Origin of the sequence: Acinetobacter sp. BHS4 (assembly GCF_018454425.1) — a bacterium.
Classification (GTDB): domain Bacteria; phylum Pseudomonadota; class Gammaproteobacteria; order Pseudomonadales; family Moraxellaceae; genus Acinetobacter; species Acinetobacter pittii.
Map to the genome: position 1 here is coordinate 3,550,884 of NZ_CP075323.1, position 23,946 is coordinate 3,574,829.

Consider the following 23,946-nt stretch of genomic DNA (forward strand, 5'->3'; position numbering starts at 1 on the left):
TTTTAATAGTTGTAACAAATTACCAGCATCGTGAAATAGGTCACAAAATTTATTAGATACACTATGTCATAAAAAAAACGCCCTTTCGGGCGCTTTAATATTTATTTAAATATACATTACAAATGAAATTCAATTACTGAGCTTAAACCCCTATTTGTAAAAGTAGAGTATTTGCCCGTAATTGGTTAATCGCATTCCTTTCAATACGACTGGCCAAGCATTTATAAAGAGTTTTAGGATTAATTTAAATTATTTAAATAAACCGTTCGCTCTATCGTTTTTTGAATAAAGCACTGTGTATATTGCATCTCTTGGTTTTGCTTACGCATGTCAGCAGTCCAATAATCGGATTGCTTTTGGTAAGTTTCTAAGTCTTTTTCAGGAATTTCATCTACAGTCTTTTGTGCCAGAACCTTACATTCAACATCACGTTTTTTAAACCAATCCGATTGGTCTTGTTTAAATTGGTTTTTTTTCTCAGCACTCAATTTGTCCCAAGTCTGATTTAAGCGTTCCACTTGCTTCGCTTTGTCACTATCCAATTCTTTTTTACGAACATCCATGGCTTCCTGAGCCAAAGCAGTCTGCTCTTCATTATTTTGTTCAGATATTTGCTGATTTTCTTCAATATTTTCCTCAATCAACTCATTTTCTTTAATATAAGCTGCATATTGCACAGCTTTAGTGGCAACAAAAACCAATCCTTCAATCACACTATTTTGAGTTGGCAAGTCAAACACCAAACCCTCTTTATCTGTTTTTGTGATGTTATAGAAAAAGTCACCTTTCAATTGGTCATTTTCAAGAGTCAAAGATGATTCATTATCCGAAAAATAGTCATTGAGCGTCTGTGATTCTTCATCAGAATGACGCAGCTCTTCAATATATGCTTTTTCCGCACGTTTTTGTAAACCTTTCGGCAGTGAAATGACCAATTGGCTTTCACAACTTAATTGTGTATTTTTTTGGCTTTCGTCTTCTAATGGTAAAGTGCGGATATTTTTAATTTCAAACTTCAAACCTTGATTAATTTTATTAAGAATATCTGCATCAACCTGATATTGACTTTGTCTTAAGCTACGCTCAATTTGCTTCAAATATTCTTTTTTCAAAGAAGTTTGAATCTGATTTAAATTCTCAGGGTGTGTACAACTCCAATCCGAAACTACCTCAACTTTTTCTGTTTTTGATTTTGGCTCTGGCTTAGATTTATCACATCCAGTCAATATTACTGCTGCACTGAATGTAGTTATTACTAAAGCTTGTTTCATCACCGTATTCATTTATATTCCACGCAAATTTTTAAATTTATTAAGTACAAGAAAGGTATATATTTACCAGTTGTATTATCATCCCAATAATTAATATAAAATTCACCTAAAATTTTAAATAAAGTACTATTCATGCCAATAATCTTTTTTTAAATGCATAAAATAAATGCAAATTATTTAAATAATCAAAATAAAAAACGCCCTTTCGGGCGCTTTAATTAAAATACATATGGTCGAACAAAAATCAGGAAGAAAATCCCAAGCATGAGGAACCATTTTAAGAAGTAATACAACTTACGGTTTTTAGCTTTTAATGCTTTAGCTTTAATACGAATTTGATAGACATAACCAAAAGCTTTATTTAGGCCACCTGTTTGGTCGCCTGTTTCATTCGGTGAGCTTGCCGCAGTCATCACATTACGACCAAACCAATGGTTGAAACGCTCCATCCATTTTACTTTCATTGGACGTTCAACGTCTGCAAAGAAAATAATACGGTTTTGATCAGTCTTATTTTCAGCATAGTGAATATAAGTTTCATCAAACACAACACTTTGACCATCACGCCAAGAATATCTTTCGCCATCGACGTCAATAAAACAACGATCATCATTTGGTGTAATTAGACCTAAGTGATAACGCAAAGAACCTGCATATGGATCACGGTGTCTTACCAAACGGCTGTCAGGTGCAAGCTCGGTAAACATTGCTGCTTTAATTGTCGGCAATGTTTTAAGAAGTGCTGTAGTTTTTGGGCAAAGCTCAGCAGCAGATGGATGACTCGATTCATACCATTTGAGGTAAAAACGCTTCCAACCTGTTTTAAAGAATGAGTTAAAACCCAAGTCGTTATAGGTACTTGAAGCTTTAATTCCGCCTTGGTCATATAAAGCTTTCGCTTCATCTCGAATCATTTCCCAATTTTCATCCAGCACTTTTAAATCTTTAAAATGCTGTGTGTCGATATAAGGCTGATTCGGCACCTTTGAAAAGATGTACATTAAAAAGTTAATCGGTGCGAGCAAGGTTGAATGGTCAAAAAATTGACGATAAAACGAGTGACGCACTTTGCCGCGATGTTGGATATACAATGCTGATATCACAAAAATCGCTAATATGATCCACTTAATCATGTATCTTTGCTCGAATTTAGTAATAAAATTAAAAAATAGTGTTGTGTAGTAAAGGCTTCAACACATTGTCTATATTTATTATACTGATTTTACTTTCATTACTGCTAGTGACTATATCTTTCACCAGAATATGCAATAGTAGTTGCTAACTTACTAGAAAATTAGCAACTTTTGAAACAAAGAAATAATTTATTGATTCCAATTGATTAACTTAAGACTTTCAAGCTTGTTGACAGCAGTTTGATTGTATAAAAAACAACCTTTATCTAGATTTTCAAGGTCAAATCTGATTTCTCTTAATGCTTCAGAATTTTCAGACAATAAATTCGAAGATATTATATCTTTAAGAAATTGTATCTGTGCTGTACGGGTCTGCTCCTGAACACCATTATAACTAACGTCATCAAAAACTTGTCCATTATATTGAATCACTGAAAACCCATCTAACTCTGCTCCAGTTTTCGTACTATACAAAGTAGTCCAATCTATTCCCATAAACTGCCCTTGTTTGTTCACTATTGCTAGATCAGGAGCAACTGTTTGAAAGCCCTGCGCAGTTAGAAGATTGTCTTCATGTATGAGATCAAAAGAATAATTTAGAGGATTGTTTGTATTAAAATTTATAAACTCCTGGTTATTTTTGATGGAAGACAAACGATAACAAGTACTACCTGTAGGAAAAGTATCTTGTCCGTATGAACTTAAAAACTTTCTAGCTGTAAAATATGGATTATTTGTATCAAATCCATATTTTCTAAAACCTGGCAATACTGTGTCAAAAATATTTTTCCCCGCTAGATTAACTTTTTCAAGCTTCCAATCAGTTTTAATATTATCTATAACATTCAAAGTCCACTCATCCATTGATTTTACGTCAATTATTGAAGTGAACTTATCTTGAGGGGTATATAAATGATTTTGCGTCACAATATATCGATTCAGGGGTTGATTGCTATCTACTCCATAAATACGTTTATTGTTAATCTCATAATAACTTATTGATAAGCTATCATTATTTTCTCCAAGTACTTGATAATTTACCTCATAGTATCGTGATCCATTTTTAATTGAATCATTCGACTCTACTGTTGTGTTATTTGCAGAATTATTATCACTAGAACCACCGCCTCCACATGCACTCAACATAAAAGGAAGGATGGCCAAAATCATAAATTTATTTTTTAACATAATAGATACTTTATTGAACATTTTTATAACACAAAGTTTATCCAAAGATAAAAAAATAGACAATACTGTCTGTCTAATAATTCACACAAAATATTAATTTTTATTACTAGACCAAAAATAATTTATTAATTGTCTACTACATTTTCTAACTTTATCTTGTCCCTTCTTAACAAGAAGCTTTTACAATTAAAAATATATTTTTCATAAATATAGATTAAAAAAATTATTTAAAAATAATTGATGACCCTTGCGTCACGGCTTGATACAACTTGTCAGGTTTTTTTTAGATATAGTTATCGTAAGATTAGCGAAGCATAAATGTGTACCTAAGATGTGCACACGCTTCATAACATCAACTTAGAAGTCCTCCAAAACTAAGGAGATCAGGCATGATCCACGCTGGCAATGCCATTACCGTCCAAATGCTTTCGGACGGAATTGCAGAATTCCGCTTTGACTTACAAGGTGAGTCGGTCAATAAATTTAACCGTGCAACAATTGAAGATTTCCAAGCTGCTATTGCTGCGGTAAAAGCAAATAATGATATTAAAGGCTTAGTTGTTACCTCAGGCAAATCGACATTTATTGTTGGGGCAGACATTACCGAATTTGGTGAAAACTTCGCACAAGGCGAAAAAGCAATTGTTGACTGGCTTATGCCTGTTCACGAAATCTTCAATAGCTTTGAAGATTTAGAAATTCCAAAAGTTGTTGCTATTAACGGTATGGCGTTAGGCGGCGGTTTTGAAATGTGTTTAGTTTGTGACTATCGTGTGATGTCAGAAGCTGCACAAGTGGGCTTACCGGAAATTAAACTTGGTATTTACCCAGGTTTTGGCGGTAGCGTACGTTTAAGCCGTCTGATCGGTATCGACAATGCGGTTGAATGGATGGCGATGGCTGCTCCTAAAAAACCGGCTGCTGCTCTAAAAGATGGTGCTGTAGATGCGGTTGTAGCTGCTGATAAATTACTTGAAGCTGCAACTGACTTGGTTAAGCAAGCAATTTCTGGTCGTTTAAACTGGAAAGCAAAACGTCAAGAAAAGCTTGAAGCTGTAAAATTGAATCCGCTTGAACAAATGATGGCGTTCAATACTGCGAAAGGTGCAGTGCTTGCTAAAGCAAACCCTGCTCAATACCCTGCTCCAAAATTATTACTTGATTCATTACAAGCGGGTGCAAGCCTTGCGCGTGACGAAGCATTAAAAGCTGAAGCGGAAGGTTTTGCAAAAGCTGCGATTACGCCACAAGCTGGTGCATTGATTGGTTTATTCCTCAACGACCAAGTTGTTAAGAAAACTGCTAAAAAATATGAAAAAGGTGCACACCCTGTAAACCAAGCGGCTGTACTTGGCGCTGGTATCATGGGTGGTGGTATTGCTTACCAAGCGGCAAGCAAAGGTACACCAATTATCATGAAAGATATTGGTAATCCACAACTTGCTTTAGGTATGAAAGAAGCGAACAGCTTGTTAACTAAACAAGTTGAACGTAAGAAAATGAAACCTGCGCAAATGGGTGAAACACTTGCACGTATCCGTCCTACTTTAAGCTACGATGAGTTTAAAGAAGTTGATATCGTGATCGAAGCAGTTACAGAAAATCCAAAAGTAAAAGAAATCGTTCTTGCAGACACTGAAAAGAATGTTCGTGAAAATACGATTATTGCTTCTAATACTTCTACGATTTCAATCACGCGTTTAGCAAAAGCATTACAACGTCCTGAAAACTTCGTTGGTATGCACTTCTTCAACCCAGTTCACATGATGCCGCTTGTAGAAGTGATTCGTGGTGAAAAGACTTCTGAAGAAGCGATTGCAACTACTGTTGTTCTTGCTCAAAAAATGGGTAAAACACCGATCGTTGTAAATGACTGCCCAGGATTCTTGGTTAACCGTGTATTGTTCCCTTACTTTGGTGCGTTTGACCTTCTTGTAAAAGACGGCGCAGACTTCCAGCAAATTGACAATGTAATGTCTAAGTTTGGCTGGCCAATGGGTCCTGCTTACCTTATCGACGTTGTAGGTATCGACACGGGTGTACATGGCGCAGAAGTCATGGCTGAAGGTTTCCCAGACCGTATGAAGCCAGACTACAAAGGTTCAATCCAAGCAATGTACGAAGCTAAACGTCTTGGTCAAAAGAATGACGTTGGTTTCTACAAATACGAACTCGATAAGAAAGGCAAGAAAGCAAAAACTGTTGATCCAACAGCGTATGAAATCATTGCTCCTTTCGTAACGGGTGAGAAACGCGAGTTTGATAACCAAGAAATCATTGACCGCATGATGCTTGCTTTCTGTAACGAAACAGTTCGTTGCTTAGAAGACAACATTGTTGCAACTGCTGCTGAAGCAGACATGGCAATGATTATGGGTGTAGGTTTCCCTCCATTCCGTGGTGGTCCATGTCGTTATATCGACCAGACTGGTGTTGCTGAATACGTTGCACTTTGCGACAAATATGCACACTTAGGTAAGGCTTATGAAGCGCCACAAATGTTGCGCGACATGGCTGCTAACAACAAAAAATTCTACGGTTAAGGAGCAACGTGAATGGCTACTTTAAATCCACGTGACGTTGTCATCGTTGATGGCGTACGTTCTGCAATGGGTAAAACCAAAAACGGTATGTTCCGTAATGTACGTGCTGACAGCTTATCTGCTGAATTGGTTCGTGCACTCGTTGCCCGTAACCAGTTTGATGTAAACGAAGTTGAAGACCTGATCTGGGGCTGTGTAAACCAGACTCTAGAACAAGGTATGAACATTGGCCGTAACATCGGCTTATTGGCTGACTTACCAAAAACTGTTGCTGGTCAAACAGTAAACCGTCTTTGTGGTTCTTCTATGCAAGCGCTTCATACTGCTGCTGCACAGATTGCAACAAACCAAGGTGATATTTTCATTATTGGTGGTGTAGAGCACATGGGCCACGTAGGTATGATGCATGGCATCGACCTAAACCCAGAAGCATCTAAACACTATGCAAAAGCATCTAACATGATGGGCTTAACTGCTGAAATGTTAGGTCGCATGAATGGCATTAGCCGTGAAGAGCAAGACGCTTTTGGTGTTGAATCTCACCGCCGTGCTTGGGCTGCAACTCAAGAAGGTCGTTTCAAAAATGAAATCGTTGGTGTTGAAGGCCACGATGCTAATGGCTTTAAAATCCTTTGCGACATCGACGAAGTAATTCGTCCAGATGCAAACCTTGAAGCGTTCAAAGCATTACGTCCTGTATTTGACCCGAAAGGCGGTACTGTAACTGCGGCTACATCTTCAGCTTTGTCTGATGGTGCTTCTGCAATGTTACTTATGTCTGCGGAACGCGCACAAGCGTTAGGTTTAAAACCACGCGCTGTAATTCGCTCTATGGCGGTTGCAGGCTGTGACGCAGCAATCATGGGTTACGGTCCAGTTCCAGCAACTCAAAAAGCGCTTAAACGTGCTGGTTTAACGATGGCTGATATTCAAACTATCGAGTTAAACGAAGCATTTGCTGCTCAAGGCTTATCAGTAATGAAAGGCTTAGGTATTTATGACAAGCAAGACATCATTAACTTAAATGGTGGTGCGATTGCTTTGGGTCACCCACTAGGCTGTTCTGGTGCGCGTATCACCACTACGTTGTTGAACGTAATGGAGCAACAAGATACTCAAATTGGTCTTGCGACTATGTGTATCGGCCTTGGTCAAGGTATTGCAACAGTGATCGAACGTGTTTAAGTTTTAACTACGTAAAAAAGAAACCCCGCTTATTGCGGGGTTTCTTTAAATTTATCAATCTCTATTATTAAATTTTCATATAATCTTTTATATTCGTTTACATTCATTAAATCATTTTTTCTATTCGCGAGATAAGCGCTTAATTTATCCAAGTCCAAAATTTGTATTTCATTATTAACAACCTGATAAGGAGATAAAATTGCTAAATCATCCCAATACTCTTTATACTTAAAAAAAAGTTTATCGAATTTTTTTAATAAACCCAACTTGTCATTATTTTGACTCAGATACTCTCTATATACATCGGTAACTTCAAGTTTATAAGTAGGTTGTTTTCTCAAACTCAACCATAGACTTTCAAATATATTCTCCTCCTCATTAGGATAATATGGAGTTTCCTTTTCCCAAACTAAATCACTGTACTTATCATCAGGTTCAATTGATTTACTATAAAACTTCAAACCAACAGTTTCAGGATAATAATTTTCACTTTTAGTAAATTTCAAGGTATAAATATTATATCTTTGCATAACGCAAAAATTATCTAAAGCATACAACATCAATTCTTCAATATATTGTTTTTTCTCCAAAATAATATAATTATTAAATAGTTTCACTATATTATCTCTTTTAGTTTGATAATCTTCAGAATCACTACTTATTTCCAATATATAAAATCCATCTTTATTTAATATATCTAATATTTCGTATCCATTTACTCTTTGATTCTCCCATTCTTTAGAGAGTTCAAAATCAATATTATAATCAGCTCCATAGGTTAATTTCAGAAGATCTGTTTCAAAGTTTTTAGTTTGAGAAATATGTTTTTCAAATAATTCCTTTAGATAATCTGAATGTTGACATTCAAAATCCAAATTCCAATAATCTCTACTTATATTTAAAACCTCTTTAGCATTAACACCATATATATCAACCATATAGTCAAAATAGCTATAACTGTACAAACCATAACCTCTGTGGTCATTTATTTCTACTTTTTGCCCTTTGAATAGAAATGCATATCGACCTTCATCATTATTAGTTTTAGATTTTAGATAAAATGCGACTTGTTTTTCCTTATCCCAAATTACATCTGGTATCAATTCCTTTATGAATCCCACAGTATAAATTGGTGCATTTTCTAAAATTTCCTTATATATTTTTTCCTTCTGATATTCTGCCCATTTTTTTTCAAATACTTCAATATCCATTAAATTAAGATCCTTCCCTCCCTCTATTTCCTCTAAATCAAAATTACATCTAATATAAAATCTTGTATTTGTACCCACTTTTTTGGTTTGACCTATATTTCTTGTTATAAAGCAAAAACCTTGCTTACCTCCTAAAGGTGAATACATTTCAACATCCAAACTATCATGTGTAAAATAGCTATATGTATTAAACCTAATACTTTGCATTTCAGCAGGTAAATCTTTTGTAAGTAGAAATGCACTATGTAAACCTATACCAAACTCCCCCGAAGGTCTCATCCATTTTGGCATCTCATTTATAATTTTCTTCTTATGTATATTTTTGCTTGATCCTGCCATAGTTTGCATATAGCCAAGATCAACCATACTCATCCCAATTCCTTGATCTATAATTTGAAATTCCCAGATACTATCCAACGATCCTTCAATATTTTTAACTTTATTAATTTCTAATTGAAGTGGATATTTTTCTAGAATTTTTAGAAAATCCTTATGGTAGGGATATAATTCTTTAAGGATTCCTTGATCCTCTTCAAGCCATATTCTTAACATTGTCGCATCAATAGAGTTTTGAATAAGTTCACGATAAATACTGAATTCATCACTATACAAGTTTGCACCTTGTAATAACTCCATGGCATTTTTTTCATCCAACTTAAACTTCATCGGCTTATTATTTAGGAGTAGTTTTTCCCTTTTAAAACCATTTTCATATTTCAACTCCATTCTTACATCTAATTGTTCGATAGTTGGAAGTGAACCAAATTTTAAATTAGGTACGATCAGATTCCATTGTGACATTTGATTTTGAAATTCTTCACGTATCCAACCAAACCAATTTTGTGTCTCTACATAAGACATTTCATCTGGACATTCAGCAACAAGCTTTACTGTTCGTTTATCCAGTTGAAATTCTCTCAAAGATAGATGCTTATCATGATGATGTTTACTCACTGAAGGCATATTACTGACGTGCTTTGCCATAACAGGGCAAAAACGATTGTCATCTAGATCAAATAAGTCACCTAAACGAAGCAAACAACCTATAAATCGCGGATGACAATTTTCTGTACCTAAACCAGTCTGTTTATAAGGTAATGTTTCTATCAAAGTATCAAAACTCATACCATGAGAGACACAAATCTGTCCTAAATAACGATAAATGCGGTTAGGTAAAAGTTCGGTTCTAGGGGAAGTTATGCCTAAATCTTTAAAAGGATCTTCAACAATTTTGCCAACTCGTTTGTCATGCCCACGTCTAAACCACTCAGCAACTAATTGACGATATTGCTCAATGCCATCAAAAGGATGATCTACAGTACCAATTGCCGACAACCAATTTTGTTCAATATAGGCTTGACAAAATTTTTGAAGATCATGTCCCTTTTCATTGGCAATTGTTTGAATCATAAAATTAAAATCAGGATTAGAATGTACTGCTTTCGCATTTTGAGCATCGATTAACATCCCAACATCATGCCAATATGCCGCTTCAAGAATTAACCAAGTATCAGTTGCACTTAATAAATCAATATCATTTCCTAAAATACGTTCAATATTGACTAAAATCTGCTGTGAATGTGAGGCATTATGATTACTAAAGTGTGGATAAAATCCCCCAATATTTTCTAAAGCTTTTCCTACAAGTTTTTGATCAAACTCCCACTGAGAAAGTAAAATTTTTACATTGTCATCAGCTTCACATTTCTTTTTTAAATGTGCGATTAATTGAGTGCTCATATCTTTATTTTTAAAAGTATAGTTACCCTGATAATACCGCATCTTTTATTTTTCGATCAAAATAACAGATTCTTTTTAAATAAAAATCCCCGCTCAATGCGGGGATTTTTATTTTAACGGCCTTTTAAACCGTCTTGAATTTGCTGTTGTAATTTTATGAGGTCATTAAGGTTTACTTTCATCGTACCCTCACGATAAGCATCGACATTACTTCGATTAATATTCAAAGGTCTTAACATTTCAAAGATACCATTGGTTGGATCAGAAGACTGTATTCCACCCGCTACCGCTAAAATATATTCTTGTAGAAATGGAGAAAGCTGGGACAAATCGGGCTGTGCCATAACTGGCTGATAATCTACTGTAGTCAAGCCTTCAGGGACTAAAGCATTTTGTATATCGTAATGCGTTTTATACTCATGATGTTGAAGAGCCTGACGCACTTTTTTATCTTCTTGGAAGGGTACAAATCCTACCTCTTCACGTAGCTCAGATTCAGCCATAACGCGAATTGTTGGTAAAGTCGCTACTTCCTCTGCTTGAACAGTCGGTAAACCCATAAAAGCAAATGCAGCAATGAAGGCTGATTGTTTTAGAAAGTTCATAACTTGCTCCAAAAATCAGTCACCCTATTTCAATTAAAAGATGATGATTAAATTAAAAGTATCTATAAATAGGCTACAACAAAGTCGAATTTGATTCAGTAAGGCTCAGATAAACGGTAAATATAATTAAAATTTTTAATGTAATAGTAAGAGACTTTATTTATTCAAGAATGAAATTTATATAAAACACTCTATAACTTGAACAAAACAAAAGTATTCAGATTATAGAGTGCAATTTAACTTATTGGTTTTATTTGCTGTCTAACATCTGTTTTAAAGAATCAACTAATTGCGGAAATTTCGTATAACCCTCTCTACCCAAAAAGTGTCCGCCATTAGGAACGGTAATGTACGGCTCATCAATTTCTTTCGCCAATTCAATAGTCAGTTTTGGCGGAACTAAATCATCATTATCCGATAAATACACCAGCTTTTTCTTTATGCCCTTAAAGTAATTTGTATCGACTTTACTCTTGGTTATATAACTATTAAGTACAGAAGAATCTGAAATGAAACCAGAAAATCCAGATACTAAAATCATTCCTCCAATATTTTGATAATCGTGTCTTTGCAAAAAGTGCAGTAACGTAATCACCCCTAAACTGTGCGCAACAAAATAGGTATTTTCATCCACCTTAGGGATCTGTTGATCTAAAACTTTCTGCCATGCCTCTACGTCCGGATTCTCAGAATCTGGAAATGGAATTAAAGTAACCGTTATATTTTCATTTTCTATTTGATGTTTTAAATCTAGAAACCAATGATCCTCTATAGAAGCAGAGTAACCATGAAACACAAATATTTGACGCATGTTCTTCTCCTGAAGTTCAAGTGTTTTGGCATTTGCAACAAATGACATTAATACGAATAACACCAATAAAATGAGTTTTCTGATCATTGAACAAGTACCATTTTGAAAGATAAAAACATGCTAAACTATGACACCACTGTTAAGGTCAACCCCATTTTATGAACTTAGCTAAAGTTGCCGAGCTTACAAAAGTAAGTCCTCGTATGCTGCGTTATTACGAGAGCTTAGGGCTTATACAGCCTCTTCGAGCGAGTAATAACTATCGAAGTTATACGCAAAAAGATATTGAAAATATTAAGAAAATTAAAATATTAAATGATGCAGGCATGCACCTAAAAGATATTCAGGTCTTGCTGCCTTGTTTTGATTTAGATGAACGCGTATTTACGCTATGTTCAGTAGTTCAAGAAAAGCTGCAAACTGAGCTCATGCATGTGTCTGAGCAGTTAATCAAACTACAATCTTCTCAAAGTTTATTACAATCTTTTTTAACCAAAGGAAAAGTCGAAAGCACCAAACCATAATTTTTGATGCTCATGCTTTGCTTATTCTTTTAAATCTCCTTCGAGAGCGGCCACATTCTTTTTCTTAATTTTTTCAATTTTTGCATTTAGTTTTAGAACATCTTGATAAAGCCCATTAAACTGTTTGACCTGAGCATTTTCATGAAAAAGAATCATCTGATCTTTTTTTTGCCATTCATAATTTTTTAGAAGCTTAAACATTTGTTCAGCTTTATCTAAAATTTCTAGTTCAATCATAAAAATTGCATGATCTTGATCGGCTTTTTGCTGTGTTCCCAATTTCATTTCAAGGAGTTGTCTCATCTCTGCATCAACAGATAATTCCTGAACCTTTGCTAAGAAAGTTTTATGAATCTTTTCATATTCAGTCTGGTACTGATCTGAAGCTTTACGAACATCAGCTAGCATTTTTTCGGTTTCTACAAATTTTTGCTTTTTATCAAGATCTAAACGATCCACATTTAAAAAAGTATCCCATTTTGCTGCTTTAAGTTCTCTCAAGTATGCGTTTCGTGCATTTATATTTTGAATCCAATAACTTAAAAGGAATTCTGAAATTTGCTTATAGTGCCCTGCCAAACGCTTATCATGAATATCGAGCTGGACGGGTTTAGACCAGTCTTGTGCTTGTTCATAAAGCTGATTCATTTTTTCAGTCATGACGACATCAAACATTTGACTACTGTCTTTGGCCTGCTGCTGTTTGATATGTTGATAGGTGAAAAAAATTATGCTTATAACAACAATTAGACTTGCAATCGCAATCAAAACTCGGCGCATACACACCTCCTATTTCCATTCTTATAGTTTTGCTCTTTATAGTTATAAAATAGAGCTTATTCTTCTTTATATGCCATTTATTTCACAATACGCAACACTGTATTCGCTACTCAAAGCTTTAAATCCTTGTGCATCATCCCTATTATGATGGGTAATTAAAATTTATGAGATTCTCCCATGCGTGTTGATGTCTGGTCTGATGTAGTTTGCCCTTTCTGTTATATCGGCAAAAAACGCCTTGAACATGTCGCTGCGGAAGCAGGTATTGATCTTGAAATTCACTGGCATAGTTTTGAATTAGATCCTGATGCGCCAGCAAAACATGACACTTCAAATACTGAGCGTTTAGCTAAAAAATATGGCCGTACCTATGAAGAGATGGAAGAAATGGAACGCAATATTGCGGCCATGGCTGCCTCTGAAGGTATTGATTTTCAATGGCAAAAAGCCAACTCTGGCAATAGTTTTAATGCACACCGTATTATTCACCTTGCACAAAGCAAAGGTTTAGGTAATGAAGCTAAAGAAGCCTTTTTCCATGCTTATATGACCGAAGGTCTGGCAATTGGTGAACGTGAAGTTGTAGAAGAAATCGCATCTCGTATTGGTTTAGACAATGCTGAAGTTGAATATGTATTAGATACCAACGAACTATCTGACTTTGTCCGTCATGATGAAAAAATTGCTCAAGAGCAGCTCAATGTAACTGGTGTGCCATTTTTTGTATTCGACCAAAGAATCGCGCTTGCTGGTGCTCAACCTCGTGAAGTCTTTTTACAAGTTTTAGAAAAAGCGCAAATCAGAGCAAATACTGAAGAAGTCGAGCAAGATGATGCAGCTGTTTGTACTGATGAATCATGTGATATTCCACAGAAATAGATCAACACAATTAAAATGTGATCAAATCGTATGTTTTATCACCATTTTAGCAATAGAGCGTTCTAAAAAAAGAACTATCTAATTGCTAAAAATCAGTTTATTATTGCCGCTTAGAATATTCGCGCTGTAATGTTCTGTTTTTTATGTGTTTAATGATCGGAATTTAAAGTTTCCTTGATCTATCGTCCCCCTTCACTGGGGGATTTTTTTTGGCTAAAAATAACCGCTACTAGCTTAAACTTTTTCATTTATTTCAAATATGTAAAAAAAGTTAAATTTACTTAACTTTTGTGTCTCCCTCTTGATTTTATTAGAAAAATCAACAAAAGTGGAAACAACAACAAAACATAAAGATAGATATGAAAACATTTCATGTAATGCCATACCGGCAGCTTTTTGCACTTTTAACTATTGGATTTGGTTCAGTATGCATCGCTCATGCAGAGACTGCCTCTTCTTCTACAAACCAACAAGTAGGAAGTACATCATCTGGAGTACAAACCGAAGTTAACTCAGATGAAAATCTGTTAGATCGAATTCCGCGCTGGGTGGACGCGACTCCAACCATTTTTCCAGAGCAGTCTAATCAACCTATTGTTCCACCTACCGAACAAACAGAAGATCAAACCTGGGTTGACCGTAAGCAAAAGAAAATTCGTAATTGGGCCGATCGTACTTCTGAAAAAATTGATAATTGGTTTGGTGAAGTCGATCCACAAAAGCCAGCTACCGCAACCATTCGTGTCATGGTCGATAACTATTGGAATGAATACGATAACTATGAAATCAAACCCAGAATTCGCGGTAAGATTAAATTACCTACTCTAGAGAAACGCATTAGCGTGGTATTTGGTGATGACTCTTTAGATGACGAATTTAATAATAGCCCAGCCAATGTCAATCAGAATCCCAATCAAGATCCAAATAAAAAGTTAGATGGTAAACGAACTCGAGATGACAACAGCTCAATCGCTTTACGTTGGTCAAATTTCTCGAAAAAGTTACCTTTTGAAACAGATGCTGACTTAGGTATTCGTTCTGGAGACGATATTTATGTTCGTTTAAAAGCATCAAGAGACTGGCAACTTCGTAATGATTTTAAGTTTTATGCAGAGCAAATTTATCGTTACGGCATAGATAGCGAAAACTATCTGCGTACCAATCTTGAACTTACACATGCTAGGCCAAATCAACCGTTTTTATCGAATCAGTTCAGCCTGACCTATGCTGATGATCAAGACGATGATCTAGCTTGGGAAAACCGAACTTTCCGTGAGCACAGTTTCTTTGCAAACAATCGTTTTAACTATGGTATTTATACAAGTGGTTATTACAATGACAATGACTTGCGTTTGAATAGTTGGGGACCGTTTGTTTCATGGCGCCAACCCGTTTTACGGGAATGGTTCTTTGTACAAGGCGATGTAAATTACTTTAATGACCACCGTGAAGATCGTAATCATTTTGTTAGTACCTTCTTACGCTTAGAAGCACTCTTTTAAGCTAAATAGCATCACCTTGGAACCTTATCCAAGGTGATGAAGAATAAAATACTTTTAAATAAAATTTTAAGATTAGCCTTTTAAAGTTTTGTTCTAATTTTATTTTTGATTCCTTATCTTTAAAAATGAATCAATTTTCTTCTTCTCCACTTCAAAATAAATCGACAGTCTTCATTTGTATTTATAGTTTAGGTCTATTAGCTTTACTTCCACATACTCAATTTTTTTATAACTCTTTAAAACACCAACGGTCACGGCGTTACCCCTATTCTTCTACAAGCTTCGCTAAAGTAAAAAGACAATCATTTTCACACTCACCTTGTGAAGTAGAAGCACACAATGCTTTATCTGATGCTGGTTTAATTCAAGAACTTATGGCTGTATTTGGAAATGATACGTTATGGAAACGTGCGACTCAGCCTGAACAAACTTATAAAGCCTTTGGTAAGAAAAAGAAGAAGACCTCATCGGCACAGGTTTCGGCTACTAATCCACTGAGTGCAAGCTGGGCCACCATTTCAACATGGATGCCTTTTGAAAATGACCTTGATTTAGGATCTAACTCTGAGAGTGATGTGTATGTCCAGTTTCTGGCAAAAAAGAAATGGAATTTGAGACATAACATTAGCTTTGATACAGAGCAGATATTTCGCTATGGCTCTACTAGCCGAAACTACACTGAAACCACGCTAAACCTAACGCAAAAAATGCAAGATAACACATTATTTTCTAATAAATTTAATGTGAACAAGAGCGAAAATGAAGATTACAACTGGGGCAATTGGACTTTTCAACAATTTGAGTTTGTAAAAGATAATAGTCTGACTTACGGTATTTATAGCGGTGGTGTATATACCAAAAATGATATGCGACTAAATAGCTGGGGTCCTTATATTTCATGGCGTCAGCCTATATGGCGAGATTGGATTTTTATGCAAAATGATCTTAATTTTTTTAATCATATTGATGATGATCCTAAGCATCAACTTAGTGTGCAAATGAATCTTGAAGCTAATTTTTAACCAAAAATCATCAAGTTGTGGATAACTCTTTCTTTATCCACAAAAAAGCCCCTGACAGTTCAGAGGCTTTTTTATATCAAAAAATTATTTCAACAATAAGCTATTAATACGCTTCACATAAGCTGCTGGGTCTTCTGGTAAACCACCTTCTGCAATCACAGCCTGATCAAAAATCACGTTTGCCAAATCATCAAACTGTTCTGAACCTTCAAGTTTTTTCACCAAAGGATGCTCAGGGTTAATTTCTAAAATTGGCTTAATTTCAGGTACAGCTTGCCCCGCTTGTTTAAGCATACGAATAAGTTGCGGAGACAACTCACCCTCACTTGTTACTAAACATGCAGGAGAATCTACCAAACGAGTTGTTACACGTACTTCTTTAGTTTTAGCCTTCAACGAATCACTTAATTTCTCAACCACAGGCTTAAACTGTTCAGCCGCTTGCTCAAGTGCCTTTTTCTCTTCGGCATCTTGCAAATCACCTAAATCAACCGCGCCTTTAGATACATTCTTTAATGGCGTACCGTCAAACTCTTGGACAAAATTCATTGCCCATTCATCAACACGCTCTGCCATTAATAATACTTCAATACCTTTTTTCTTAAACAACTCAAGCTGTGGCGAGTTTTTCGCTGCTGCTAGACTGTCAGCAGTCACATAATAGATGGCTTTTTGCCCCTCTTTCATACGTGCCTTATAGTCAGCAAAAGAAGTTGTTACTTCATCATTTGTTGAAGTCGCATAACGTAATAATTTTAAAATACGTTCACGGTTACCAAAGTCTTCGCCCAAGCCTTCTTTAAGTACTGAACCAAACTCACTATAGAATATTTTGAATTTTTCTTGGTCTTTTTCATCTTCCGATTTAGCCAAACCATCAAGTACAGTTAATACACGGCGTGCATTACCTTCACGAATCGTTTTGACATCACGGCTTTCTTGCAACAACTCACGGCTAACATTAAGCGGTAAATCAGCACTATCCACTACACCTTGCACAAAGCGCAAATAGTTTGGAATTAAGTTATCTGCATCGTCCATAATAAAGACGCGTTTTACATATAGCTTAATTCCCGCTTTTGCTTCACGAGTAAAAATGTCATGTGGTGCTTTACTTGGAATATAGAGTAATTGGGTATATTCCGTACTACCTTCAACACGGTTATGTGCCCAAGCCAGTGGTGCTTCAAAGTCATGAGTTAAGTTTTTATAGAACTCAATATATTGCTCTTCAGTCACTTCGCTTTTATTACGTGTCCATAAAGCACTTGCCGAGTTAATCGCTTCCCACTCATCAGTTTTGACCATTTGGCCGCCTTTAGGCTCTTCACCTTCAGCAACCTCTTCTTCTTGCCAAACTTCTTTTTGCATTTCAATTGGCAAGCTAATGTGGTCAGAGTATTTATTAACGATTTGCTTAACTTTATAAGATTCTAAATAATCAAGCACATCATCACGTAAGTGAAGAATAATGTCGGTACCACGTGAAGTTTTATCAATTTGCTGAACTTCAAACTCGCCTGTGCCACCACTAATCCAGCGCACCCCTTCAGATGCCTCTAGACCCGCACGGCGTGATTCAACCGTAATCTTGTCTGCAACAATAAAACCTGAATAAAAACCAACACCAAATTGACCAATCAATTGAGCATCGGCTTTTTGATCACCCGTCAATTTTGACATGAAATCTTTAGTGCCTGACTTAGCAATTGTACCTAAGTTATCAATTGCTTCTTGCTGGCTTAAACCAATACCGTTATCAGAAATCGTTAACGTTTTATCTTCTTTATTTAAGCTGATTCGTACATGTAAGTCTGGATCATTTTCATAATATTCAGGATGATTAATTCCTTCAAAACGTAACTTATCACATGCATCTGATGCATTAGAGATAAGCTCACGTAAGAAAATCTCAGGGTTAGAATAGAGAGAATGCGTCACTAAATGTAAAAGCTGGGCAACTTCTGCTTGGAAACTATAATTTTGTGATGCTTGTTCACTCATAAATCACTCCTTAAATTTTGAAGCTGTTTGTTCTCGAATGCTTTATGAATGGAGTACTTCTAGAATTTTTCAATCCTGAATATTAAAAATTTTTACTCTAATTAAAATGGGCCGTGGCTTAACACTCTATCTTGTAATATCGTGTCCAATTGTTTTTGGCGTTGTTGATAAGCTTTGCTAATACAACTTACGCTAGCCGCACAAGCATTTCGCTTTTTCAACCATTGGTATTGAGCATCTTTCTGACTATCACGTCCACCCATAGGTAAAGCATGCAGGACAATTTGATACGTTGTTGCCATTTTTACATCAGCATCATTTAAAGAACGATTTTTACAAATACTTTTTTCCGTTTTCGTTTTTGCAGCATCACACGAAAAACTCGCAGCTTGTGAACTTTGTGTAAAAGCAATACTGCTCAGAAGTGCAAAACAAATCGCTAATTTGTTATTCATGTTTTTATTCCCATGCTTGTAATGAATAGAAATTAGTTTAGAAAAAAACTTGCAGAAAATATGTGTAAAACTGTCTGTTTTATGCTTTTTTTAGTGCAAATAAAATTCATAAAAAAACCTCACATAAAATATATGTGAGGTGCCTGAGTCTAGGTTTATTATTATATTTTTCTATTTATTATTATGCTTAAAATTTATAGCTATAACCTAAAGTGTAAACAAAAGGATTAATATCTAAATTAAATTTAGTCCCATCATTTAAAGTAACTTTAGGACTTAAATCAGCATAACGAACATCTACAAATACGCCCCAATTTTTAGCATCAGCAGGTTGGAAGTTAAAACCAACTTGTCCTGCTACACCAAAATCTTCTTTTACATCTTTTACAATACCATCTTCATCCCAAGCAATAAATGCTGTAGCACCAACACCAATATAAGGTGTGAAACGAGTCGAATTTTTAAAATGATATTTTGCTGTAATTGTTGGTGGTAATTGTTTAATACGTGCTACCTTATTTCCATTTAACAACACATCGTGATTAACAGGCGTTGCTAATAATAATTCTGCCGAAAATGGAGACTGGCCAAAGAAGTATTCTACTGATGGTGTAAAAGCATATTCATCATCTGCTTCAACTACAGTGTTTTCAGCAAGTGTCGTATCTTCTGATGGCGCAATAACACTACCACCAAATTTCACTTGCCAGTTACCAGCAAAAGTAAAAGAAGACATCCCCATTAATGCAATAACCAAAGCTTTTTTGAACACTTTAATATCTCCAATCTTATTTATATTTATAATAAACATTTATTTTAAAACCATGCAATACTCATTATAAAATTATTTTACAGTTTATTTTTAAACTACTGTTTTAAATAAAATTATATATTATCCAACCATTTTAATAGGTTTTTATCCCAACTTCATTAATCAAGATTATTTTATATTACCAACTATTTTAATATACTTTTAAATTCCGAGTGTTTTAATATAATTTATTTTAAATACATGTTTTATTTAGACAATAAAAAACCTTCTTAATTTAAATCTAAAGATCATGATTAAGAAGGTTTACACTTTAATATTTTATAAAAACTTTATAAAACCATTGCAGCGATCCAGCCAAAAATTAATAGCGGAATATTAAAGTGAATAAAGGTAGGTACGACTGTATCCCAAATATGATCGTGTTGCCCATCTACGCCTAAACCAGCTGTTGGCCCTAAGGTTGAATCAGAGGCTGGCGATCCAGCATCACCTAATGCTGCTGCTGTACCAATAAGTGCAATCGTTGCTAATGGTGAGAAACCAAACTGCACACATAAAGGCACATAAATAACAGCTAATACAGGAACACTCGAGAAAGATGAACCAATACCAATTGTCACAAATAAGCCAATACAAAGCATTAGGAAAGCAGCAAGCGCGCGGTTATCTCCAATAATCTCGACTACACCATTTACTAGCTGATTAATATCACCAGTATGAGTCATTACTGAGGCGAAACCGGCAGCAGAAATCATGATGAAGCCCACTAAAGCCATCATTCGCATGCCTTGTACAAAGACATCATCTGCATCTTGCCATTTAAAAATTCCGGCAGTAGATAGAACAGCAAAACCGACTAAACCACCCAAAATCATCGAACCTGAATACAGCTGTGCAGCAAGTGTCAAGCCAATTGCGAGCAGTGCCATCAAGATCGTTTTCTTTGCAATAACTGGTGCTTGCTCTGCTTCATGCTTTAACTCTTCAGCATCTGCTTTTAAGTCGGCTGTTTCAACTTGAGTAGTTGCACGAATAGGTTTATCTAAATCAATCGTGGTCACAGGCGTAATCGCACGATCAGCATAAATTCTTGGTTTACGATAGCTAATAAATACAGCAACCAAGGTGCCTAACACCATACCTAAAACAGGAATAGCCATGCCAATTGGCATCATTGCTCGATCAACATGTAAGCCGTACGCTGCCCCAATTTTGTTGATATTTCCCATCAGAATCTGTTCAAGGAAAATTGCACCAAATCCAACCGGAAGAAAAATATAAGTACCAACCAAACCTAACGTAAGTACACAGGCTGCGGCGCGGCGGTCTAATTTTAAATGGTTCATTACCCGTAACAGTGGCGGAACCAGTACAGGAATAAAGGCAATATGAACTGGAATAAGGTTTTGAGAGAAAATAGCAGAAATTAATAAAATACCTAAGAGGAGATATTTCACTTTAGTCTGACGGCTTTTTCCAGCTTCCATTCCCAATAAACCAATCAGCTTATGGGCAAGTAAATCAGGCAATCCAGATTTTGAAAGTGCCAGAGCAAATGCCCCTAACACTGCATAGGCAAGTGCAACTTCAGCACCATCGCCAAGACCAGCGTTAAAAGCTTCAACGGTTTGGGAAAGGCTTAAACCTGCTACGAGGCCGCCCACAATGGCAGAAACCACTAAAGTCAGTACGACAGAAACGCGCGCCAGTGATAATAAGAACATCACTGCAATCGCAATAACGACAGCATTCATGAATAAGTTCAGAGCAAAACAAAAGGCAATATTCTAGCAGATTCATATCTATGAAGCCGAAAATATCGCCGAATTAACAGTTTTATGCAGTTATTTCACTGTTACGCTTGAGCTTTAATAAACTCACGAATATGAGTTGCTATTTTCTCTGGCTCACTCAGAATGGCCCAGTGATTTGCGTTAAGCTCTACATATTCAAATTTTTCAACCCACTTTGGCATAGCCTCAGTGATGTATTCTGGGCTTACAAAAGTATCATATTTTAAAATAACAGCCTTAACTGGACACTGCGCATAACGTTGACGTGGGCCAGTTAAGCGAGGAATAAAATTGGCACGATATAAATTAATGCCATATTTACCATCAGCATTAATATTATTATTTAAAGGTAAATTACTTTTCCTTTCCAACTGAGTAAGAACTTTACCCCATTTTTCAGGACTAAATAGAGACCATACAGTTGGTGCTAATAACGGAAGATGAAATGCCCCGATATACCAAGATTTGGTTAATATTTTTAAGATTTGAGCTGGTGAAGATTTAAATTTATCACGTAAAAATAAAGCGGCATGATCAAGACATGGTCCAGAAATGGTGGTGTATGATAATAAACGACCTTTGAACTTAGGCTCAGTGACCGACTCCCAAGACTGAATCGAACCCCAATCATGTGCAGCCATATGGAATTGACGATTTGGCAATAACTCATCAACAACTTCTTGGAAATCTAGAGATAAACGCTCTAAACGGTAATCACGTATACGTTTTGGTATAGATGACAAACCAGCTCCACGTACATCGTAAGTAACAATGTAGAAGTCATTAATCAAATGCTCAATGATTGATTCCCATACTTCTTGATTGTCTGGATAGCCATGTACTAAAACCAAGGGAGTATTTTTTTCGTCACCCCATGTTTTAGCACAAAGCGTTTGTTGATCACTTGTTGTTACTGTATGAACTTTTGGCTGCATAATCATTTCCTATCTTGTTTTTCAATCGATCATGTCGTTAGTCGGATAGAGCATTGCCATCAATATAAAAAAGATGATACTTATCTAGTATGAATACTGTTGCAATAAAAAAAATTGACTATTATGGCTATTTTAAGAAGACTTCAGAACAATCCTACGATTTCAAAATTTCTATTTAATCACTATCCCCCTTATCGTGGCGCAGGGATTTATATTGAAATCATGAATTTAGAACTTTGCCATGTGCGTGTAAAAATGCCACTGACTTGGAAAAACCAAAATTTAGTCGGTACACATTTTGGTGGAAGCCTTTATTCAATGGTGGACCCATTTTATATGATGATTCTTATGCATCATCTCGGATCAAAATATATTGTTTGGGACAAAGCTGCCGAAATCAATTTTCTTTCTCCAGGACGCAGTACTGTACATGCAGATATTCGAGTTGATTTAGCTGAAATAGAACAAATTCGTGAACTTGCCGAGAACTATGAACCTGTTTTAAGAACTTATCATCTAAACATTTTTGATGAATCTGGAGTAAGAATTGCAGAGGTTCAGAAAACGCTTTATATCAGACGTAAAAAGGCGAAACCTTTCCCTCAATAAAAATAAGCGCTGAAAGCGCTTATTTTTTATTTGTTAATTTTTATCTTTTCTCTTCAATCGCAGCACCAGCACCACCACCGATCGCACCGCCAATTGCAGCACCAGAGTCACCACCAATCAGTGCTTTACCTACGACTGAACCGATACCAGCACCAATCGCACTCTTAGTCGTTGTCTGTTTACTGCCGCCTTGGGTATTAGAGCCTACGCCTGCACCTACCGCTGCGCCTAAGCCTGCACCAATACCTCCACCTACATGGTTACCTAAACCACCACCAAGTGCTCCACCTGCTGCTGCTGCACCAATACGTTGGTCAGATGGGCTCATATTTTGGCAGCCTGTGAACATAAGTGTAGACAACATTAAAGCAGAAACTAATCCAATTGTTTTTTTCATGACCGTTCTCACAATGATCTGTTCTAGAGAAAAGAATAATCCCCTTTTATGAGGAATTTGATCAGATTGTGTTATCCGTCTGTCCTAATCGATTGATATTTTGTAAAGCTCTGCCTTTTATATTTATTAAGCCAAATTTTAATTATAAAAAAGAAGTCTTTAATCACATAAAGACTTCTATAGTTTAACAATTATTAAGGATATTTTTAGTACTTCCCTTTCTTCTCTTCATAGGCTGCACCGGCACTACCACCTAATGCTCCACCTGTAGCAGCACCAGCGTCACCACCAATAATTGCTCCACCTAATACAGCGCCGACACCAGCACCAATTGCACTATTACGTACGGTTTTACTGCTAGACCCTTTTGCATTAGCCGCAACACCTGCACCGAGTGCCGCTCCTAGACCTGCACCTATATTACCGCCCACGTGTTTTCCTACTGCACCACCTGCACCACCACCAATAGCAGCTGAACCAATACGTTGACTTTCTGGGCTTGCATTCTGACAACCAACAAACAAAGTTGTAGATATCAGGCCAACACTAACAATCATCATCATTTTTTTCATTAGATTTACTCCAGT

At 36.0% G+C, this 23,946-nt stretch carries 22 protein-coding genes; 7 read left to right on the forward strand and 15 right to left on the reverse strand.

All coding sequences use genetic code 11. The annotated features are described in order from the left end of the window. Positions 1-239: 239 nt before the first annotated feature. The 4 genes from KIP84_RS17040 to KIP84_RS17055 form a co-directional block, all read right to left on the reverse strand. Positions 240-1,283 carry a lysozyme inhibitor LprI family protein gene (locus KIP84_RS17040; protein ID WP_081325627.1) on the reverse strand — a complete coding sequence of 348 codons (1,044 nt, stop codon included), beginning with the start codon at positions 1,281-1,283 and terminating at the stop codon, positions 240-242. Continuing rightward, positions 1,280-1,405, reverse strand: coding sequence for a hypothetical protein (locus KIP84_RS17045; protein WP_014208213.1), 126 nt, complete (start codon positions 1,403-1,405; stop codon positions 1,280-1,282). Before KIP84_RS17045 ends, KIP84_RS17040 begins: the two co-directional genes overlap by 4 nt. 84 nt (positions 1,406-1,489) lie before the next feature. Further along, the gene (gene lpxO, locus KIP84_RS17050; protein WP_000598899.1) at positions 1,490-2,404 is read right to left on the reverse strand and encodes a lipid A hydroxylase LpxO; all 915 of its coding nucleotides are present in this window, start codon (positions 2,402-2,404) and stop codon (positions 1,490-1,492) included. A 189-nt stretch (positions 2,405-2,593) separates the two neighbouring features. Beyond that, complete coding sequence (locus tag KIP84_RS17055) at positions 2,594-3,613, reverse strand: hypothetical protein (RefSeq protein WP_069122161.1); 1,020 nt, start codon at positions 3,611-3,613, stop codon at positions 2,594-2,596. 368 nt (positions 3,614-3,981) lie between these two features. Between KIP84_RS17055 and fadB the strand changes: the two genes are divergently transcribed. Together fadB and fadA are read left to right on the forward strand one after the other, a co-directional pair. Continuing rightward, on the forward strand, positions 3,982-6,135 hold the full coding sequence (gene fadB / locus KIP84_RS17060) for a fatty acid oxidation complex subunit alpha FadB (RefSeq protein ID WP_213688962.1): 2,154 nt from the start codon (positions 3,982-3,984) through the stop codon (positions 6,133-6,135). A 12-nt stretch (positions 6,136-6,147) separates the two neighbouring features. Continuing rightward, complete coding sequence (gene fadA / locus KIP84_RS17065) at positions 6,148-7,320, forward strand: acetyl-CoA C-acyltransferase FadA (protein WP_005065826.1); 1,173 nt, start codon at positions 6,148-6,150, stop codon at positions 7,318-7,320. Between the two features lie 29 nt (positions 7,321-7,349). Here the strand turns inward: fadA and KIP84_RS17070 are convergent, their stop codons facing one another. From KIP84_RS17070 to KIP84_RS17080, 3 genes are all read right to left on the reverse strand, one after another. Next, positions 7,350-10,271: a histidine kinase gene (locus tag KIP84_RS17070; RefSeq protein WP_213688963.1), complete on the reverse strand. Its 2,922-nt coding sequence runs from the start codon at positions 10,269-10,271 to the stop codon at positions 7,350-7,352. A 113-nt stretch (positions 10,272-10,384) separates the two neighbouring features. Next, entirely contained in the window at positions 10,385-10,876 is a 492-nt protein-coding gene (locus KIP84_RS17075) for a hypothetical protein (RefSeq protein WP_213688964.1), read from the reverse strand. Between the two features lie 250 nt (positions 10,877-11,126). Further along, positions 11,127-11,774, reverse strand: coding sequence for an alpha/beta hydrolase (locus KIP84_RS17080; protein WP_213688965.1), 648 nt, complete (start codon positions 11,772-11,774; stop codon positions 11,127-11,129). Between the two features lie 71 nt (positions 11,775-11,845). On the opposite strand from KIP84_RS17080, the gene KIP84_RS17085 reads away from it, so the two are divergent. Beyond that, entirely contained in the window at positions 11,846-12,211 is a 366-nt protein-coding gene (locus KIP84_RS17085) for a MerR family transcriptional regulator (RefSeq protein WP_213688966.1), read from the forward strand. 21 nt (positions 12,212-12,232) lie between these two features. On the opposite strand, the gene KIP84_RS17090 is transcribed toward KIP84_RS17085, so the two are convergent. Next, complete coding sequence (locus tag KIP84_RS17090; RefSeq protein WP_213688967.1) at positions 12,233-12,991, reverse strand: hypothetical protein; 759 nt, start codon at positions 12,989-12,991, stop codon at positions 12,233-12,235. Between the two features lie 177 nt (positions 12,992-13,168). On the opposite strand from KIP84_RS17090, the gene KIP84_RS17095 reads away from it, so the two are divergent. The 3 genes from KIP84_RS17095 (at position 13,169) to KIP84_RS17105 (ending at position 16,394) form a co-directional block, all read left to right on the forward strand. After that, complete coding sequence (locus tag KIP84_RS17095; protein WP_199977272.1) at positions 13,169-13,870, forward strand: DsbA family oxidoreductase; 702 nt, start codon at positions 13,169-13,171, stop codon at positions 13,868-13,870. Positions 13,871-14,229: 359 nt separating this feature from the next. After that, positions 14,230-15,372 carry a hypothetical protein gene (locus KIP84_RS17100; RefSeq protein ID WP_213688968.1) on the forward strand — a complete coding sequence of 381 codons (1,143 nt, stop codon included), beginning with the start codon at positions 14,230-14,232 and terminating at the stop codon, positions 15,370-15,372. Positions 15,373-15,497: 125 nt separating this feature from the next. Continuing rightward, complete coding sequence (locus KIP84_RS17105) at positions 15,498-16,394, forward strand: selenocysteine synthase (RefSeq protein WP_199977270.1); 897 nt, start codon at positions 15,498-15,500, stop codon at positions 16,392-16,394. An 84-nt stretch (positions 16,395-16,478) separates the two neighbouring features. Here KIP84_RS17105 and htpG read toward each other — a convergent pair whose 3' ends face one another. From htpG to KIP84_RS17130, 5 genes are all read right to left on the reverse strand, one after another. Continuing rightward, positions 16,479-18,398 carry a molecular chaperone HtpG gene (htpG, locus tag KIP84_RS17110; RefSeq protein ID WP_213688969.1) on the reverse strand — a complete coding sequence of 640 codons (1,920 nt, stop codon included), beginning with the start codon at positions 18,396-18,398 and terminating at the stop codon, positions 16,479-16,481. A 101-nt stretch (positions 18,399-18,499) separates the two neighbouring features. Continuing rightward, positions 18,500-18,853, reverse strand: a complete 354-nt coding sequence (locus KIP84_RS17115; protein WP_017481939.1) for a lysozyme inhibitor LprI family protein — start codon at positions 18,851-18,853, stop codon at positions 18,500-18,502. A gap of 187 nt (positions 18,854-19,040) precedes the next feature. After that, on the reverse strand, positions 19,041-19,625 hold the full coding sequence (locus KIP84_RS17120; protein ID WP_033849642.1) for an OmpW family outer membrane protein: 585 nt from the start codon (positions 19,623-19,625) through the stop codon (positions 19,041-19,043). 329 nt (positions 19,626-19,954) lie between these two features. After that, positions 19,955-21,379 (reverse strand): Na+/H+ antiporter NhaC family protein, encoded by a 1,425-nt coding sequence (locus tag KIP84_RS17125; protein WP_002114813.1) that lies wholly within the window; start codon positions 21,377-21,379, stop codon positions 19,955-19,957. A 101-nt stretch (positions 21,380-21,480) separates the two neighbouring features. Next, positions 21,481-22,359 (reverse strand): alpha/beta fold hydrolase, encoded by an 879-nt coding sequence (locus KIP84_RS17130; RefSeq protein ID WP_213688970.1) that lies wholly within the window; start codon positions 22,357-22,359, stop codon positions 21,481-21,483. 117 nt (positions 22,360-22,476) lie between these two features. Between KIP84_RS17130 and KIP84_RS17135 the strand changes: the two genes are divergently transcribed. Continuing rightward, positions 22,477-22,962 (forward strand): DUF4442 domain-containing protein, encoded by a 486-nt coding sequence (locus KIP84_RS17135; RefSeq protein ID WP_005079397.1) that lies wholly within the window; start codon positions 22,477-22,479, stop codon positions 22,960-22,962. 40 nt (positions 22,963-23,002) lie between these two features. Here KIP84_RS17135 and KIP84_RS17140 read toward each other — a convergent pair whose 3' ends face one another. Together KIP84_RS17140 and KIP84_RS17145 are read right to left on the reverse strand one after the other, a co-directional pair. Continuing rightward, positions 23,003-23,359, reverse strand: coding sequence for a hypothetical protein (locus KIP84_RS17140; protein ID WP_002115127.1), 357 nt, complete (start codon positions 23,357-23,359; stop codon positions 23,003-23,005). A gap of 206 nt (positions 23,360-23,565) precedes the next feature. Next, positions 23,566-23,931 (reverse strand): hypothetical protein, encoded by a 366-nt coding sequence (locus KIP84_RS17145; RefSeq protein WP_002114930.1) that lies wholly within the window; start codon positions 23,929-23,931, stop codon positions 23,566-23,568. Positions 23,932-23,946: the final 15 nt, after the last annotated feature.

Coding starts and splice junctions, on each gene's coding strand:
- KIP84_RS17040 (WP_081325627.1), bottom strand. CDS start 1,283: ATGAATACGGTGATGAAACAAGCTTTAGTAATAACTACATTCAGTGCA.
- KIP84_RS17045 (WP_014208213.1), bottom strand. CDS start 1,405: ATGAATAGTACTTTATTTAAAATTTTAGGTGAATTTTATATTAATTAT.
- lpxO (WP_000598899.1), bottom strand. CDS start 2,404: ATGATTAAGTGGATCATATTAGCGATTTTTGTGATATCAGCATTGTAT.
- KIP84_RS17055 (WP_069122161.1), bottom strand. CDS start 3,613: ATGTTCAATAAAGTATCTATTATGTTAAAAAATAAATTTATGATTTTG.
- fadB (WP_213688962.1), top strand. CDS start 3,982: ATGATCCACGCTGGCAATGCCATTACCGTCCAAATGCTTTCGGACGGA.
- fadA (WP_005065826.1), top strand. CDS start 6,148: ATGGCTACTTTAAATCCACGTGACGTTGTCATCGTTGATGGCGTACGT.
- KIP84_RS17070 (WP_213688963.1), bottom strand. CDS start 10,271: ATGAGCACTCAATTAATCGCACATTTAAAAAAGAAATGTGAAGCTGAT.
- KIP84_RS17075 (WP_213688964.1), bottom strand. CDS start 10,876: ATGAACTTTCTAAAACAATCAGCCTTCATTGCTGCATTTGCTTTTATG.
- KIP84_RS17080 (WP_213688965.1), bottom strand. CDS start 11,774: ATGATCAGAAAACTCATTTTATTGGTGTTATTCGTATTAATGTCATTT.
- KIP84_RS17085 (WP_213688966.1), top strand. CDS start 11,846: ATGAACTTAGCTAAAGTTGCCGAGCTTACAAAAGTAAGTCCTCGTATG.
- KIP84_RS17090 (WP_213688967.1), bottom strand. CDS start 12,991: ATGCGCCGAGTTTTGATTGCGATTGCAAGTCTAATTGTTGTTATAAGC.
- KIP84_RS17095 (WP_199977272.1), top strand. CDS start 13,169: ATGCGTGTTGATGTCTGGTCTGATGTAGTTTGCCCTTTCTGTTATATC.
- KIP84_RS17100 (WP_213688968.1), top strand. CDS start 14,230: ATGAAAACATTTCATGTAATGCCATACCGGCAGCTTTTTGCACTTTTA.
- KIP84_RS17105 (WP_199977270.1), top strand. CDS start 15,498: ATGAATCAATTTTCTTCTTCTCCACTTCAAAATAAATCGACAGTCTTC.
- htpG (WP_213688969.1), bottom strand. CDS start 18,398: ATGAGTGAACAAGCATCACAAAATTATAGTTTCCAAGCAGAAGTTGCC.
- KIP84_RS17115 (WP_017481939.1), bottom strand. CDS start 18,853: ATGAATAACAAATTAGCGATTTGTTTTGCACTTCTGAGCAGTATTGCT.
- KIP84_RS17125 (WP_002114813.1), bottom strand. CDS start 21,379: ATGAATGCTGTCGTTATTGCGATTGCAGTGATGTTCTTATTATCACTG.
- KIP84_RS17130 (WP_213688970.1), bottom strand. CDS start 22,359: ATGATTATGCAGCCAAAAGTTCATACAGTAACAACAAGTGATCAACAA.
- KIP84_RS17135 (WP_005079397.1), top strand. CDS start 22,477: ATGGCTATTTTAAGAAGACTTCAGAACAATCCTACGATTTCAAAATTT.
- KIP84_RS17140 (WP_002115127.1), bottom strand. CDS start 23,359: ATGAAAAAAACAATTGGATTAGTTTCTGCTTTAATGTTGTCTACACTT.
- KIP84_RS17145 (WP_002114930.1), bottom strand. CDS start 23,931: ATGAAAAAAATGATGATGATTGTTAGTGTTGGCCTGATATCTACAACT.